14 protein-coding genes are annotated in these 16,003 nt (G+C 70.5%); 1 reads left to right on the plus strand and 13 read right to left on the minus strand.

The features are described from left to right. Positions 1 to 61 precede the first annotated feature (61 nt). Entirely contained in the window at positions 62 to 916 is an 855-nt protein-coding gene (locus tag ACQPXD_RS43020; RefSeq protein ID WP_432828624.1) for a hypothetical protein, read from the plus strand. Between the two features lie 89 nt (positions 917 to 1,005). Here ACQPXD_RS43020 and dapA read toward each other — a convergent pair whose 3' ends face one another. The 13 genes from dapA to ACQPXD_RS43085 form a co-directional block, all read right to left on the minus strand. Beyond that, positions 1,006 to 1,977: a 4-hydroxy-tetrahydrodipicolinate synthase gene (gene dapA / locus ACQPXD_RS43025; protein WP_432828626.1), complete on the minus strand. Its 972-nt coding sequence runs from the start codon at positions 1,975 to 1,977 to the stop codon at positions 1,006 to 1,008. Continuing rightward, positions 1,974 to 2,669 (minus strand): GntR family transcriptional regulator, encoded by a 696-nt coding sequence (locus tag ACQPXD_RS43030; protein ID WP_432828628.1) that lies wholly within the window; start codon positions 2,667 to 2,669, stop codon positions 1,974 to 1,976. The genes dapA and ACQPXD_RS43030 overlap by 4 nt, the downstream gene beginning before the upstream one ends. Further along, on the minus strand, positions 2,666 to 4,144 hold the full coding sequence (locus tag ACQPXD_RS43035) for a fumarylacetoacetate hydrolase family protein (protein WP_432828630.1): 1,479 nt from the start codon (positions 4,142 to 4,144) through the stop codon (positions 2,666 to 2,668). The genes ACQPXD_RS43030 and ACQPXD_RS43035 overlap by 4 nt, the downstream gene beginning before the upstream one ends. 95 nt (positions 4,145 to 4,239) lie before the next feature. Next, entirely contained in the window at positions 4,240 to 5,688 is a 1,449-nt protein-coding gene (locus ACQPXD_RS43040) for an aldehyde dehydrogenase family protein (protein ID WP_432828632.1), read from the minus strand. Beyond that, positions 5,685 to 6,371, minus strand: coding sequence for a hypothetical protein (locus ACQPXD_RS43045; protein ID WP_432828634.1), 687 nt, complete (start codon positions 6,369 to 6,371; stop codon positions 5,685 to 5,687). The genes ACQPXD_RS43040 and ACQPXD_RS43045 overlap by 4 nt, the downstream gene beginning before the upstream one ends. An 18-nt stretch (positions 6,372 to 6,389) precedes the next feature. After that, positions 6,390 to 6,863, minus strand: a complete 474-nt coding sequence (locus ACQPXD_RS43050) for a carboxymuconolactone decarboxylase family protein (RefSeq protein ID WP_432828636.1) — start codon at positions 6,861 to 6,863, stop codon at positions 6,390 to 6,392. A 50-nt stretch (positions 6,864 to 6,913) separates the two neighbouring features. Next, complete coding sequence (locus ACQPXD_RS43055) at positions 6,914 to 8,365, minus strand: aldehyde dehydrogenase family protein (RefSeq protein ID WP_432828638.1); 1,452 nt, start codon at positions 8,363 to 8,365, stop codon at positions 6,914 to 6,916. Between the two features lie 139 nt (positions 8,366 to 8,504). Continuing rightward, a complete protein-coding gene (locus tag ACQPXD_RS43060) occupies positions 8,505 to 9,449 on the minus strand; it encodes an NAD(P)-dependent oxidoreductase (RefSeq protein ID WP_432828640.1) in 945 nt (314 codons plus the stop codon). 64 nt (positions 9,450 to 9,513) lie between these two features. Continuing rightward, the gene (locus ACQPXD_RS43065; RefSeq protein ID WP_432828642.1) at positions 9,514 to 9,936 is read right to left on the minus strand and encodes a Zn-ribbon domain-containing OB-fold protein; all 423 of its coding nucleotides are present in this window, start codon (positions 9,934 to 9,936) and stop codon (positions 9,514 to 9,516) included. Then, positions 9,933 to 11,072: a thiolase C-terminal domain-containing protein gene (locus ACQPXD_RS43070; protein ID WP_432828644.1), complete on the minus strand. Its 1,140-nt coding sequence runs from the start codon at positions 11,070 to 11,072 to the stop codon at positions 9,933 to 9,935. The genes ACQPXD_RS43065 and ACQPXD_RS43070 overlap by 4 nt, the downstream gene beginning before the upstream one ends. A 134-nt stretch (positions 11,073 to 11,206) precedes the next feature. Beyond that, the gene (locus tag ACQPXD_RS43075; protein WP_432828646.1) at positions 11,207 to 13,774 is read right to left on the minus strand and encodes a CaiB/BaiF CoA transferase family protein; all 2,568 of its coding nucleotides are present in this window, start codon (positions 13,772 to 13,774) and stop codon (positions 11,207 to 11,209) included. 35 nt (positions 13,775 to 13,809) lie between these two features. Then, entirely contained in the window at positions 13,810 to 14,823 is a 1,014-nt protein-coding gene (locus ACQPXD_RS43080) for an ABC transporter ATP-binding protein (protein ID WP_432828648.1), read from the minus strand. Next, entirely contained in the window at positions 14,820 to 15,878 is a 1,059-nt protein-coding gene (locus tag ACQPXD_RS43085; RefSeq protein WP_432828650.1) for an ABC transporter ATP-binding protein, read from the minus strand. The genes ACQPXD_RS43080 and ACQPXD_RS43085 overlap by 4 nt, the downstream gene beginning before the upstream one ends. Between the last annotated feature and the right edge of the window lie 125 nt (positions 15,879 to 16,003).

Raw genomic sequence — 16,003 nt, forward strand, 5'->3', positions numbered from 1 at the left:
CTCGGCATCGTCGCGGCGAGGCATCCGCCCGTCTCGAGCACCTGACAGAAGGAGAAAGTTGATGGCCAGAAGCGAGGGCCTCGACCTGAACAACATCACCGAGACGAGTGCCGAGGAGATCGACGACGCGCTGATCCACGTGTGGAGCTGGCGGGGCCCGCTGTACGAGATGTACGCGACGAGCCTGCAGCTGGATCACGCACCGGACTTCGCCAAGATCTCCCGGTGGGCCTCGGACCTCTTCGGCCGTCCGGCCGGCGAGCGGGCCGTGGTGCTGCAGAGTTGCCAGAACATCCACAGCTACATGATGCTGGGCTGGGAGACGGGTATCCGCAACGAGTTCGTCACGCTGTGGCGCAACGGGATGTCGAAGGAGAACATCCTCGAGCTGACGATGTTCTCCCAGCTCTATGCCGGCATGCGCGGGCTGGGTCACGTCTACCACGCCATCGGCGACTTCCTGCCGACCTGGTCGCCGCCCAAGCAGGACGTGATGTTCCCGGAAGGCTGGGACGCCGACCCCGAGGCGTTCAAGTGCGGCCTGGACCTCAGCAGCCGCGAGCTGACGGACAAGGACGTCGCGAACCTCACCACCTGGTACGAGAACACCATCGGCTACGTGCCGAAGTCGATCCAGTTCGGCATCAAGCGCAACCCCAAGTTCGTCAAGCTGAACCGGGCCCGCTGGGAGGTCACGCTCAAGACGGTACCGAAGCAGCTCGCCCCGTACCTCATGCTCCGCCACCACACCATCACCCAGTCCGTGGACGGCCTGCGCGAGTCCGCGCTGCTGGCCAAGGCATGGGGGGTTGACTCGGATCTGATCGTCCGGGCGATCACCAACACGGCGATGTACTTCACCGGCTTCGAGGGCCTCTATGCCGCCTACGAGGCGGTCGACGACATCCTCGGCTGACCATCGATCAGCGTGCGAGTGCCCGGGCCGTTGACGGCCCGGGCACTCGGTGTTTGCGCCCCGCGATACGCCGTGCGGGAACGAGCGGTTCAGCCCACAGGCTGCGGTACGACATCCGCCAGACGTGCCGCCAGGGCCCCCACCGTGTCGTCCAGCAGTGCCGCACCCTGCGCGAGCAGCCGCGAGATCTGCTCGATACCGGCCGGCGACGGCGTCACCAGCGGCGGCCGCACGAATCCGGATCCGAGCAGGCCGGCCTGCTCCAGCACCCACTTCGCCGGCGCCGGATTGGTCTCCACGAAGATCAGGTCGACGAGGGGGTGCAGCCCGTAGTGCAGGTCCTGCGCGGTGCGCAGATCGCCGGCATCGGCCGCCTCGAACATCCGCGCCACCGCGCCCGGCGCGATGTTGGCGACCGCGCTCACGAAGCCGATGCCGCCGAGCGTCAGCAGCGGCAGGCACAGCAGCTCGATGCCGGACCAGACCAGGGTGTCCCGACCGGCGGCGTGGAACACCCGGGAGAAGTGCTCGAAGTCCTTGGTCGTCTCCTTGACGCCGACGACGTTGGCGAAGTCGCGCCGCAGCCGGGCGATCGTCTCGGGCGCGATGTCGACCGCGGTGCGGCTCGGGACGTTGTAGACGACGATCGGCAGGTCGGGGAACTCCCGGGCGACGGTCGCGTACCACGAGTAGAGGCCGCGCTGGGTCGGGCGTGCGTAGTACGGCGTGATGACCAGCACCGCATCGGCTCCGAGGTCCTGCGCGGCGGCGGTCAGCCGCAGCGTCTCCTCCAGCTTCGCCGCGCCCGTGCCGGGCACGAACGGCAGCTCGTCCGCGGTCTCCTCGCCGACCACCCGCATCGCCGTGATCCGCTCGTCGACGCTGAGCGAGCTCGGCTCGCCGGTGGAGCCGCCGATGGAGATGCCATGCGAGCCGTTGGCCCGCTGCCACCGGACAAGGCGCCGCAGCCCCTCGGTATCGAGCCCCCCGTCGGCGGTGAACGGCGTGACGACCGGCGCGATGGACCCGCGAATCGTCGACGGATCCGATCGGAACCTCACCGACGGCCCTCCCCCGGCTGCGCGTTACCCGCGTGGCGCTCGAGGAAGCGGTGCGCGGTGCGCATCCGGTGCACCCGCGCGTAGTCCTCGATCTTGGCCGGCGTCGACTGGCCCTCGATCAGGTCGACGAGCCGCGTGTGCTCGGCGACCGCCTGCTGGGCCCGCTCGGGGATGAACGCGAAGCTGGAGTTGCGGATGCCGCGCAGGCGGTCCCACTCGCGCTCCACCATGCCGAGCAGGTAGGTGTTGGGGCAGGCGCGGTACAGCGTCTCGTGGAACTCCTTGTTGAGGTTGCTGAAGCCGACCGGATCCAGCCGCTCCAGACTGCGCCCCATCGACTCGTTGACCTTGCGCGCCGCCTTGATCTCCTTCTTGCCCAGGTGCGGCGCGGCGAGCGCCGTGGCGGTGGCCTCGAGGATGGCCAGCGTCTCCATGGTCTCGCCGTAGGCGGTCGCGTCGATGCTGGCGACCGTGGCGCCCACGTTCCGCTTGAAGTCCACGTAGCCCTCGGCCTCCAGTCGCCGCAACGCCTCGCGCACCGGCACCGCGCTGACCCCGATCTCCGCGGCCAGACGGTCCAGCACCAGCCGATAGCCCGGACCGTACGTGCCGTCGAGGATCCGCTCGCGGATGCTTTCGTAGGCAACTTCCGCCTTGGAGCCCTGCGCAACACGCCCCGCCGTGGATGTCATGACTGCTCCGTTCTCGCGCTCCAGGCCTCGTAGACCGGGCGCCACTTCTTCGTCAGCGGATAGAGCCCTTGCACCGCGTCTCCGGCGGCGACACGCTCGAGGATGAAGCGCTCCTCGCGCTCCTGCTCGACCGCGTCGCGTGCCACCTCCGACGCGACCGACCGCGGCACGACGACCACCCCGTCACCATCGCCGACGATCAGATCACCCGGACATACCAGCGTCTCGCCGCACGACACCGCCACGTCGCACTGCCAGGGTACGTGCCGACGACCCAGGACCGCAGGATGGGCGCCGCCGGTGTACACGGGCAGCTCCATCGCCGCGATCGCGTGGTAGTCACGCAGCGCCCCGTCGGTCACGATCCCCGCGGCGCCGCGCAGCTGGGCGCGCAGAGCGAGGATGTCGCCGATGGTGCCGGCATTGGACTGCCCGCGGGCGCCGATCACCAGCACCTCGCCGGGAGCGATCTCGTCGACGACCCGCTTCTGGGCGTTGTAGCCGCCGCCGAATTCTGCGAACAGGTCCTCCCGCAGCGGCAGGTACTCAAGGGTCTTGGCGAAGCCGATCATCTTCAGCTCGGGCCGGGTGGCGCGCAGCCCGTCCAGCGTGCAGCTGTGCAGGCCGCGCTTGCGCAGCTGGGAGGAGATGGTCGCGGTCGACACGCCCTTGAGCAGCCGCAGGAGTTCGGCGTCGACGGCGCTGGTGGCCGTGCCCGTGTCGCGTGGCTCCCGCGGCCCGCCGCGGGCGAGCCGGCGCGTCTCGTCGTCCACCTTGGGCATGGCGCCGATCGGCGCCATGGGCGTCTCGTCCTGCACTATCGGGCTCACGAGCCGTCCGGAGGTCCGCCCGTCCGCCGGTCCGTCCGCGCTGCCGTCCCAGACCTCGACCTCCACCGTGTCGCCGGGCGCGACGACGCCCGATCCCGCCGGAGTGCCAGTCAGGATGACGTCACCGGGCTCCAGCGTCATCAGTCTGGACAGGTCGGCCACGATCCGGTCGAAGCCGAAGATCAGCTCGTCGCCGACGCGGGCGTCCTGCACCACGACGCCGTTGACCCAGGTGCGCAGGTGCAGCCGGGCCGGATCGATCGTCGCGGCGTCGAGCAGCTGCGGGCCGAGCGGCGTGAATCCGTCGGCCCCCTTGGAGCGCACGTTCGAACCGAGGTCGGCGTAGCGCAGGTCGTAGACGCCGAAGTCGTTGGCCGCGGTGACCCACGCGACGTGCGACCAGGCTTGCTCCATCGGCACGCGCTTGGCCCGCGTGCCGATGATCAGCGCGACCTCGCCCTCGAAAGCCAGCAGCTCACAGCCGTCCGGCCGAATCACACACTGCCCGCTCCGCGCGACCGACGTCGGCGGCTTGAGGAAATAGGAAGGAAAAGGCGGGGTCCTGCCGCGCTCGGCGGCCCGGCTGCGATAGCTCAGATGAACCGCGACCACCTTGCCCGGCGCGCGATCTTCGAGTATTGCCACCCAACCTCCCTCCTACGACAATATCATATAACAAGACCTACACGAACGGCCCATGGACGACAGCCGATCAGCGTTCTCGACGCTGGCGCCGAGCGTCAGGCGAACCGATGGTAGGCAGTCTTCAGCTGCGTGTAACGCAGCACGCCCCACTTCCCGTCCTCGCCACCCATGCCGGATTCCTTCCAGCCGGCATGGTGCGCGTGCACCGACTCGCCCAGCGTCCGGTTGACGTAGATCTCGCCGAACTCCAGCTCGTCGACCGTCCGCATGACGGTCGAGTAGTCCCGGCTGAACACGTACGCGGACAGCCCGTAGCGGCTGTTGTTGGCAATCGACAGGGCGTCCGCGAGATCGTCGAAGCCGAGGATCGGGGTCACGGGCCCGAAGGTCTCCTCGCGCATGACGCTCATCTGTGGCGACACGCCGCCGAACACGGTGGGCTCGTACCAGTACCCGCTGGCGAACGCGTCGCCAGCCGGGCGCCGCCCGCCGGTCAGCACCTTCGCGCCTTCCTGCACGGCGAGCCCCACCGCGGCCTCGACCTTGTTCAGCTGGGCCTGGCTCACCAGCGGGCCCAGGTCGGCGCCGCCGGCCGGGTCGCCGAGCCGCATTCCACGCACGGCCTGGACGTAGCGCTCGGTGAACTCGTCCAGCACGTCGCGGTGTACGAGCACGCGCTCGGCACTGGTACACACCTGGCCGCAGTTCGTGTGCCGCGCCTCGAGGATCGCCGGCACGGCGCGGTCCAGGTCGGCGTCGCGCCACACGATCGCCGGCGCCTTGCCGCCGAGTTCGAGCGAGACGCGGGTCAGGTGTCGCGACCCGGCCGCCATCACAGCCTTGCCGGTGTCCCGGTGACCGGTGAAGGTCACCAGGTCGGCCTCGCCGGACTCGACGATCTGCCGGCCGACGACGGGCCCGCCGACCACAAGGTTCAGCACGCCGGGCGGGACGTCGAGCAGCTCGTCGAAGAGCCGGAACAGCACGACCGTGCCGATCGGGGTCACCTCGCTGGGCTTGACCACTACGGTGTTGCCGGTCACCAGCGCCGGCCCGAGCTTTCGGCACAGCACCGCCAGCGGGAAGTTCCACGGGCAGATCGCCGCGACCACGCCGACCGGCACGCGCAACAGGTGGACCTGCTCCCCCGGCACGTCGCCCGGCAGGATCTCGCCCTCCAGGCGCAGGTCCCACTCGGCGTTGTAGCGCAGGAAGGACTCCGCGAACGCCACCTCGCCCGCAGCCTCGGCCGCCCGCTTGCCGACCTCGCGCACCAGCGTCTCGGCCAGCAGGTCGGCGTGCATGCGGATCACGTCCGCCATCCGGCGCAGAAGCCGGCCGCGCTCGCCGGCCGAGGTGCGCGACCAGCCCGGTGCCGCCGCCCGCGCCGCTGCCAGCGCGGCACGGACCTGGTCGGGAGACGCCGAGGCGATGTCGGCGATCACGCGTTCGTTGCTGGGGTCGAGCACGCGCACCGGCTCGCCGGCCCCGGCTTGCCACGAACCGTTCACGTACACACCGCGGTAACCGCCGGCGTCCGTCATGTCCGTTCCTCCTGTGAATCGCCGGTGACGCGGCCGCCCAGTGCGATGACGTCGACCGAGGCGAACCGGATGTCGCCGAACCATGGCGGCAGCACCATCGTTCCGTCCTCGCGGGCGGCCCGTATCTCTGCCCGTGCCTCCGGCCACGGCCGGCCGAGCTGGTACAGCGCCAGATGGGTCAGTGGGCCGTTCCGCGGCGCGTTACCGCCGACGGGCGTCACAGCCCACCGGCAGCCGCTGTCGATGCCGTCGATCGCGACGTTCTCCAGCAGGTGACCGCGGTAGTACTCGCCATAGGCGGCCAGGTCCATGCCCTCGGGCTGCGAGCTGAGCGCCAGGAACATCGCGCCGGTGAGTTCGGGCTCGTCGTATTCGGGCTCGAGCACGCAGTCCCAGCTGGCGAAGTCCAACCGGTCGAACCACGCGGGCTCCTGCCCGCGGCCGATAGCGGCCAGGTGCTGCCGGATGCTGCCGTGCCCCGGGCGCATCTCGTACACGGTCAGGAAACGGTAACCGGCCGGCGGGCGGCTGTGCGGGGACGGGTTCACCCGGTACCGCCGGGCGCCGACGAAGCCGGGTACGAGGAGCACGTCACGGACGTGCTCCTCGTACCATGCGTGATACGAGGCGTCCTCGACGCCGTCGGGCGGCGTCGAGAACACCAGTCGCAGGATGCTGCTCAACAGTGCTCCATCAGGGCATCAGTCGCCGCCGGACGCCGCGGCGACATCCTTGGCCCGCGTCTTGCGGGGCCGGGCGCGTCCCGAGCGCGCGGCGTCCTCGCGCAGCGCGGAGCCCGGCGCGACGTCGGCGAGGATACCGTCGAGGGTACGGATTCCCTCGACCCCTGCCGGGATGCCGCAGTACAGGATCGAGTGCAGGGCGATCTCGCGGAGCTCGACGTCGGTGACGCCGTTGGCCAGCGCGCCCCGCATGTGGATGTTCAGCTCCGGGCCGCGCCCGAGGGCGAGGAGCATCGCGACCGTGATCATGCTGCGGGTCTTGAGGGGCAGCTCTTCGCGCACCCACATCTCGCCGAAGCACCAGCGGGTGACGATCTCCTGGAGCTTGTCGTTCAGCTCGGTCGTCGCGTAGATCTGCCCGTCGGCACCGGCCTCGCCGAACATCTGCCGGCGAAGCTCGATACCGGCGTCGAACGTGCTGTCTTCCAACATGCGGGTTGCGCTGCCTCTCTTGTAACAGACGGGTCCGGGGCGATGGCCGCTCAGGCGGCGAGGTTCACCCAGATGCTCTTGACCTCGCTGTACGCGTCGATCGCGTACCGGCCCATCTCCTGGCCGTAGCCGCTGGCCTTGTACCCGCCCCAGGGAGCGGCGGGGTCGAGCACCGGCGGGTGGTTGATGTACACGTTCGCCGCGTGGATCTGCGCCGCGAGCGTGTGCGCGGTGACCAGGTCGCGGGTCCAGATGCCGGCCACGAGGCCGTACTGCGTGGCGTTCGCGCGGGCCGTGAGCTCGTCCGGGTCGCTGTAGGTCAGCACGGGAATGACCGGGCCGAACACCTCTTCCTTGATGATCGTCATCTCGTCGTTGAGGTTCGTCAGCACGGTTGGCTCGTAGAAGTTGCCCCGCGCCAGCTCGCCGCCGGCCCGGTCGCCGCCCGTCAGCACCTGAGCGCCCTGTGCGACCGCGCCCTGCACGTAGTTGCTGACGCTGTCCAGCTGCTGGGGTGAGACGAGCGGACCGAGGTCGGTGGCCTTGTCCAGACCTCGGCCGAGCCGCATCGCCTTGGCGCCGGCGGAGAACTTCTCGGCGAACTCGTCGGCCCGCTTCTCGTCCACGTAGAAGCGGGTCAGGGCGCCGCAGACCTGGCCGCTGTTGAAGAAGGCGCCCTGCAGGTTGCCCGCCACCGCCGCGTCGATGTTCGCGTCGCGGGCGATGATGCTCGGCGCCTTGCCGCCCAGCTCCAGCGTGACCCGCTTGAGGTTGCCCGCGGACGCGGCCACGATGTGCCGTCCGACCTCCGTCGACCCGGTGAAGGACACCTTGTCCACGTCGTCGTGCGCGACCAGCGCCTTGCCCACCTCGGGCCCGCCGGTCAGCAGGTTCACCACACCGGCCGGCACCCCGGCCTCCTCGCAGATCTCCGCCAGCCGGTAGGTGCTCAGCGGCGTCTGCTCGGCCGGCTTCAGGATGGCCGTGTTCCCGCACGCCAGCGCCGGGGCCAGCTTGAACGCCGCGATCATGATCGGGAAGTTCCACGGCGTGATCAGTGCGCACACGCCGACCGGCTCGCGCCGCGTGTAGTTCATGACGTTCGGCCACGACAGCGCCGAGGTCGCGCCCTCGATCTTCGTGCACCAACCGGCGAAGTACCGGAAGTGCTCCGCCGCGCCGCCGACGTTCACGTGCCGCGCGACGAACCACGGCTGACCCTGGTCGCGGCTCTCGATCTCGCCCAGCTCGTCGCCGTGCTCGTCGATGAGGTCGGCGATCCGCCACAGCAGCTTGCCCCGCGCCGCGGGCGTCATGTCCCGCCACTCGGGGTTGGACAGGGCGGCCCGCGCGGCCTCCACGGCGGCGTCGACCTCCGCCGGGCCGGCCTCGGGACAGACCCCGATCACCTCGTTCGTCGCCGGGTCGTAGGTCTTGAACTCACCACCGGAACCCGACTCGAGCCACCGGCCACCAATCAGCAGCCGCGTACGAATGTCCATCGTCTCTCCACTCGTAGGAAGGGGTGCCATACCGGAACTGCCGGCCGAGGGGCGTGTGCGATCGACGGGGCGCTTCCGTATATGATCGTATATAAGCAATCGTAGCTGTCAACCATACGCGGCACGCACGGACGGCGATTCAGTCGCGCGTCAGATCCACTTCGGACCAGGCCTTGTGCGCCGCGGAGTGGTCGGCGGCGGGGCCGACGGCGGACAACGCCTGCGCCCACCGCTCGTCGGTCAGCGCGGTGACCGGCGCGTCGATGCCCAGGCTCGCCGCGATGTCGGCGGCGATGTGCACGTCCTTGGCCAGCAAGCCCAGCTGGAAGCCCGTCGCGTACTTGCCGGTCACCGCGTGGCCGCCGAAGACCAGCTCGCTGACGAAACTGCGCCCGGTCGAGGTGTTGATGGTGTCGACGATGACGCCCGTGTCCAGGCCGAAGGTCTTGCCGACCACGAGCGCTTCCGCCGTCGCACAGTAGGTCGCGGCCGCGACGAAGTTGTTCAGCGCCTTCAACACGTGCCCGCTGCCCGGCCCGCCGGCGCGGAACTGACGGGCCGCGTCGCCCATGACCTGCAGCTCGGGCTGGACCGCGGCGACGTCCTCGTCCCTGCCGCCGACCATGATGGACAGCTCGCCGGTGACCGCCCGGGGCACGCCACCCGAGACCGGCGCGTCGACCACGTGCACGCCGCCGGCCTCCAGCGCGGTGCCGAGCTCCAGGGTGTCCGACGGGTTGGACGAGCTCATGTCGAGCACGATGGCCCCCGGGCCGAGAGCGGAGGCGATGCCGCCGTCCCACGTGAGCACGACCTCCCGCACGATCACACCGTTGGGCAGCATCGTCACCACGACCGGCACGCCATGGAACGACGCCGGCCCGGTCGCGGCCGTCGCGTTCGGATGCTCGGCAGCGAAGCGCCGCGACAGCTCGGGTGCGGCGTCGTGCACCACAAGTTCGAAACCGGCCTCGGCCAGGTTGTGCGCCATCGGCCAGCCCATGTTGCCCAGCCCCACGAAGCCCGCCTTGCGGCCCTTGGTCCGGGCCGGGTCCGGACGCACCGGTGTCGTCTCTGTCGTCATCGCGCTCCCCTTCTCAATCCGACACTTCTCATCCGCGGCTGCGGCCGGACCGGCCGCGCGGTCCTCACAGCGACTGCCACCGGATGAGGGTCACCTCGGCGGTCACCGGCTCGAACGTGGCCCGCACCCGGTCGCCCACCGCCACCTGGCGCTGCCCCGGCACCATCCGGGCGGTGATCCGCGGGCCGTCGTCGAGCTCCACGACGGCCACCGTGTACGGCGCCTGGCCGGTGAAGGCGGCGTGCAGCGCCCGGTGGTACACGGCGAAGCTCCACACCGTGCCGGTCGGCCGCAGGTCCTGCCACTCGAACGTCCGCCCGAGGCAGTCCGGGCAGCCGACCAGCGGCGGATAGCGCAGCAGCCCGCAGGTCAGGCACCGCTGGACGGCGATGCGCCCCTCCCGCGCGGCCGCCCAGAACGGCCCGGCGACCGGGTCGTCCACGTCGGGCAGCAACGGCGCCGGCCGCTCGCCGGACGCCGGGCTCACGCGGCCACCGCCGGGTCGGTGGACAGGATCGACGCCGCCGCCTTCGAGAACGCCTGACTCGAGCAGTACATCGCCACCCGCGCGTCGCCGACCTGCCGCTCGCCCGCCTCGCCACGCAACTGCCGTACCGCCTCCACCATGTGCATCCATCCCCATGCGTAGCTTTCCGAGAGTTGGCCGCCGTGGGTGTTCAGCGGCAGACGGCCTCCCGGCCTGGTGTGTCCCTCGGCGAGAAACGGTCCGGCCTCGCCGAGGCCGCAGAAGCCGTAGTACTCGAGCATCTGCAGGCTCCACACCGCCGTCGGGTCCTGGATGAAGAGCACGTCAACGTCCGACGTGCTCAGCCCCGTCCTGCTCCAGATGGACCGCGCGGCGTCGCGCAGCCACGGCCGCAGCAGGTTGTCCGGGTTGTACGCGCCGCGCACCCCGGACTGCTCGGCGATGCCCGACACGTAGACCGGCCGGTTGGGCAGGTCGCGGGCGCGCTCGGCAGTGGTGACCACGACGGCCACGCCGCCGTCGGAGATCATCGTGACGTCCGGGCGGCGCAGCGGCTCGACGAGATACGGCGTGGCGAGGTACTCCGGCATGGACAACGGCGTGCGGAAGATGGCGTTGGGATTGCGTTGCGCCCACTCGCGCTGGCCGACAGCTATCCAGCCGAACTGCTCGTCCGTGGTCCCGTAGAGGTGCTTGTGCCGCTGCAGCGCCAGGGCCGCGGGCCCCGCGATGTGCACGAGGCCCGACGCCGTGGCGAGGTCGACCCGGCCCAGGGGGGCACCGAAGTCGACCTTGCCGGTCCGGGCGTTCGCCCCGTAGCACATCACGATCGTCTCGGCCATCCCGGAGAGGATCGCCATGACCGCCAGGTGCAGCGAGAAGTTGCAGGTGCCGTAGTCCAGGCACTGCGCGTAGGGCGGGTTGATGCCCAGCAGCTCGCCGACGGCCACGTCGTTGCCGAGTCCCTGTGCGGACTTGCAGGCGATCAGCCCGTCCAGGTCCTCCTTCTCCAGTCCGGCGTCGGCCAGGGCGGCCGTGACGGCGTCGACCGCGTTCTCCTCGACGGACCGACCTGGCAGTTCGCCCTGGACCGTGTGCCCGATCCCGACGATCGCCACCCTGCCGGCAACATCCATGATTGTCGCTTTCTGATCATCATCTGCCTGAGTCCCGCCGGCCGAGCCGACCGGCCCCGAGCGCACATCGCTCGACCAGATATGATCAGATCTTATATCTGATACGGCCGCAGAGGAAGCGTGAGCCGCGCCGCTCAGATGACGTGGTCCTCGGCAAGCTTGGCGATCTGGCTGGTCGACATCCCCAGCAGCTCGCCGTACACGTACTCGTTGTCCTCCCCGTAGACCGGCGCACCCCGATCCGGGCGGCCCCCGATGTAGGCCGGGGTCCGGTCGAGCCGCACGGGCACCTCGGCGACCGGCCAGCGGCCGATCTTGGTGCCGGTGACCTCGGTGAGCCACTCCAGGTGCGCGAGTTGGGGATCGATCTCGTAGCGGTCGCTCGCGTCCTGGCAGACGCCGGCGGGAACGCCCGCGCCTTGCAGCCGGTGCATCACGTCGTAGCGGTCCTCGCCGACGGTCCACGCCGTCACGAGTTCGTCCAGTTCGTCCTGGTGAGCGAGGCGGTCCGCCAGGGTGGCGAACCGCGGGTCCGCCAGCCACTGCGGCCGACCGGCGACATCGGCGAGGGCCCGCCAGTCCGCCTCGGTGAAGCAGGCGATCGCCACCCAGCGGTCGCCGCCCGCGCACCGGTAGGCCCCGTGCGGCGCAGCCGGCTTGTACGGCGAGCGGTTGCCGATGCGCGACCAGGCGCGCCCGTTGGCCGACCAGTCGAGCACCGAGGTTCCGCCGACGAAGATGCCGGCCTCGGTCTGCGAGGCGTCGATCCACTGGCCGCGCCCGGTGCGCTGCCGGTGCATCAACGCGGCGAGGATCGCGCTGGCGAAGCTGTAGGCGCCGATCCAGTCGAGGTACGAGTAGCCCCAGCCGGCCGGCATCGCCGGGTCCGGCAGGCCCGACATCTCCGCGGTACCGGCCAGTGCCGCCGCCACCGGCCCGATGGCCCGGAAGCGGCCGTACGTGCCGTGGGCGCCCATCCCCGACTGCTGGGCGTAGATGACGTCGGGCCGCAGCTCACGCAGCTGCTCGTAGCCCAGGCCCCACCGGTCCATCACGCCCGGCGAGAAGCCTTCGGCGACGACGTCGGACAGCTGAACGAGCCGCCGCGCGATGGCCAGCCCCTCGGGATGGCGGACGTTGAGCGAGATGCCGAGCTTGCCGGCGTTCTTGTTGTTGAACTGGCCGCCCATGTCCGGGTCGGTGACGCCGGGCAGCGGGCCGCGCGCCCCCTCCCGCGCGGCCCTGCCGCCGACCGGGGCCATCGCACCCATCCGGGTGTCCGGATGCGCGGCCCACTCCACCTTGATGCACTGCGCGCCGAACGCGGACAGGAAGCGGGTACCGCCGGCCGAGGCAAGGAACCAGGAGAAGTCGAGGATCCGTACGTCGTCGAGCGCGAAGGGCTTGTCGCGCCCGGCGGACCGGCCCGACAGCCGCGGGCGCCGGGGCGTGGCCAGGGCGCGCGGCTCGGCCGCCGCCGCAGCGCGGGGCGCGATCGTCGCGGTGTCCTCGCCGAGCAGCGGTGCCCGCCGCCCGGCCACCCAGGCAGTCTCGGTGGAGATCCACTTGCTCGTCGGATACGTGAACGACCGGCCGTGCTCCGGGTGGTCGACCTCGCTGTAGGTGCCGCGACGCCGCCAGTGCGGATCGGCGACGTTGTCCTCCGGGCGGCGCAGCGGAGCGCAGAACAGGCCGGCCTCCTGGGCCTTCTCCCAGGGGAACGAGCGCCAGGTGAACTTGCGGGTCACCCGCTGGAAGATCTCCAGTGGGCGCGCCGCCTCCTCAAGGCCGCCGGTGGTGCTGCCCGGGATCGCGCGCGGCTGCGGACCGGCGGCCTCGTCGACGTTGAGCGGGTACTCCATATTCTGCTGCTTCATGAACGCGGCCAGGTTCTGCTCGTCCTTGCCGCCCGCGATCACGCCGATGAACCACCGCCCGTCCTTGGTCTGGCTGATCGTCGGCGCGAGGGTCACCACCTCCATCGCGTGCCGGCAGGTCTGGCGGTACAGCGGCACGCGCCGCATCACCCAGCTCATGAGGTCGAGCTCGGTGTTCTTCGCCGCGGCCTCGTGGACCGCGCACGAGAGGTACTGGCCCTCGCCGGTCGCGCCGCGGTGGTACAACGCGGCCAGAATGCCCATCACGACCTGTTCGCCGGCGATGTGGTACGCCTGCCACATCTGCGGCGCGATCGGCGGCGTGTCGTAGGTGCCGTCGGGCTGCGGGTCGTAGCCGCAGTTCGACATCTCGCCACCGAGCGCCAGGTGCACCAGGTCCGAGCCCTTGTAGCCGGCCCATGGGCCGGTGTCGCCGAACGGGCTCATCCGCGCGTAGACCAGGCCCGGGCTGCGTGCGGACAGGTCTTCGTAACCGAGCCCGGCATCGGCGAGGTGGCCGCGGGGCATCGAGTCGAGGACGACGTCGGCTCCGGCGATCAGCTCGCTCAGCCGCGCCCTGTCCCGCTCCTGCGTCAGGTCGAGCACGACGGAGTGCTTCCCGCGGTTGTACTGCCAGAAGTACAACGACCGCTCGGGGTCGACGACGTCTTCGTAATACGGACCGATCCGCCGCGTCGGGTTGCCCTCGGGCGGCTCGATCTTGATGACCTCAGCTCCCAGGCCGGCCAGCAGCAGGCCGGCGTACTCGGCCTGCTCGTCGGCGATTTCAATGACCCTGATGCCCTCGAGTGCACGCTCGGCCACGGTGTTCCTCGACCTGCCTTCCGGTGAAGGCCGCCTCAGGCGGCGTCTTGTTCCCCGTGGAGCGGGAAGTGACATGCCACGCGCTGCCCCGGAGCGATCTCGCGCAGTTCGGGCACCACACGCGCACACTTCTCCCGCACGAGCGGGCACCTGGTGCGGAACCGGCAGCCGCTCGGCGGGTTCATCGGCGACGGGATCTCGCCCCGCAGCGCCGTGACGTTCCCCTCGGTCGTGTCCCGGTGCGACGGGACGGCGTCGAGCAGCGCCCGGGTGTAGGGGTGTGCCGGGCTGCGGGTGACCGTGTCGGACGCGGCCAGCTCCACCAGCTTGCCGAGGTACATCACCGCGATCCGATCGGAGATGTTGTGCACCACCGACAGGTCGTGCGAGATGAACAGCATCGACAGGCCCAGCTCGGACCGCATGTCCTCCAGCAGGTTGAGCACCTGGCCCTGGATCGAGACATCCAGCGACGCCACCGGCTCGTCGCAGACCAGCAGCTCCGGCCGCAGGATCAGGGCGCGCGCGATCGCCACTCGCTGGCACTGCCCGCCGGAGAGCTGGTGCGGGCGGCGTTCGCCGGCGATGTCGATGTTCATGCCGACCAGTTCGAGGATCTCGGCGACCTTGCGCTGGGCCTCGGCATGCGACACGCCCGCGATCGTGAGCCCCTCCGCGACGATGTCCTTGACCCGCCGGCGCGGGTTGAGTGCCGACACGGGGTCCTGGAAGATCAGCTGCATCCGGCGCCGGGCGGCGCGCAACTCGCCGGGCGGCAGGCTGGTCAGGTTCTGGCCGCCGAGCGTCACGGTGCCCGAGGTGGGCGGCGGCAGGTGCATCACTGCGCGGCCGGTGGACGACTTCCCGCAGCCGGACTCTCCGACCAGGCCGAGCGTCTCGCCGCGGGCGACCTGGAACGACACGTCGGACACAGCCTCCAGGTGCCCGCCCCGCACGGGGTAGCGCAGCACCAGGTGGTCGACGGTGAGCAGCGGCTCGGCGGGTGCCGAGTCGACGGGCGGCTGCTGCGTGGCGGCCGTGGTCATCATCGGCCTGCCTTCGCGAGCGGCGTGCCGGTCGAGTCGTCCGGCAGCGGGGTGGGCCAGAAGCAGCGATACCAATGCGTCGCCGAGCCCTCGTTGAACTCCGGCGCCGGCTCGGTCGTGTGGCACTTGTCGGTCGCGGCGCGGCAGCGGGGCGCGAACCGGCAGCCGACGACGTCCCGGGTGTTGCGTCGCGGGCTGCCCGGAATCGTGGCCAGTTTCGTGTGGATCTCCGCCTCGATGTCCGGGATGGAACGCAGCAGGGCGGAGGTGTACTGGTGGCGATTGTGCCGGAACAGCTCGGCGGTCGGTCCGGTCTCCACGACCTGGCTGGAGTACATGACCGCGAGCTGGTCGGTGCGGCCCGCGACGACACCCAGGTCGTGGCTGATGATGATCGCCGACATGTTCCGGCTCGTCTGGATCTCCTTGACCAGATCGAGGATCTGCTTCTGCACCGTCACGTCCAGCGCCGTCGTCGCCTCGTCGGCGATGAGCACGTCCGGGTCGCAGGCCAGCGCGGCGGCGATCATCACGCGCTGGCGCATACCGCCGGAGAGCTGGTGCGGGTACTGCTTGAGCCGCGCCGCCGGTTCCGAAATCCCGACCAGGCCGAGCAGTTCCAGCGCCCGCGCACGCGCCTCGCGGCTGCCGATCCGGCGGTGGTAGCGCAGTCCCTCGGTGATCTGTCGTCCGACGGGAACGACCGGGTTGAGGGAGGTCATCGGGTTCTGAAACACCATCCCGATACCGGCACCGAGACGTCGGCGCCGCTCCTTCTTCGGCAACGTGAGCACGTCGACGCCGTCGAGCATGACCCGCCCGGTCACGGTCGCGGCGCTCGGGTTGATGCCCATGATGGTCCGTACGAGCATGGTCTTGCCGGAGCCGGACTCGCCCACCACGCCGAGGGTCTCGCCCCGGCGGATGGCGAACGAGACGTTGTCGACGAGCTTCACAGGGCCGTCGTCGGTGTCGATCGAACAGCTGAGGTTCTCCACCTCGAGCACGGTCTCCGAGTTGGTGTCCCGCACGACCGGGACGGGTGCGGTTCGGGTCATGGATCCTCGTTCTCCTGTGGTTCGTCTACGGAGCCGCCACCCGGGCCGGGTGCCGGCCGAACGTCGTCAGGGTGTGGCGCCGCGGTTGCGGGCCAACGCGCCGGCGCGCAGAGTCGCTGCGTCCC

This window comes from Dactylosporangium sp. CA-092794, from assembly GCF_050948465.1.
In the GTDB taxonomy this organism is placed as follows: Bacteria; Actinomycetota; Actinomycetes; order Mycobacteriales; family Micromonosporaceae; genus Dactylosporangium.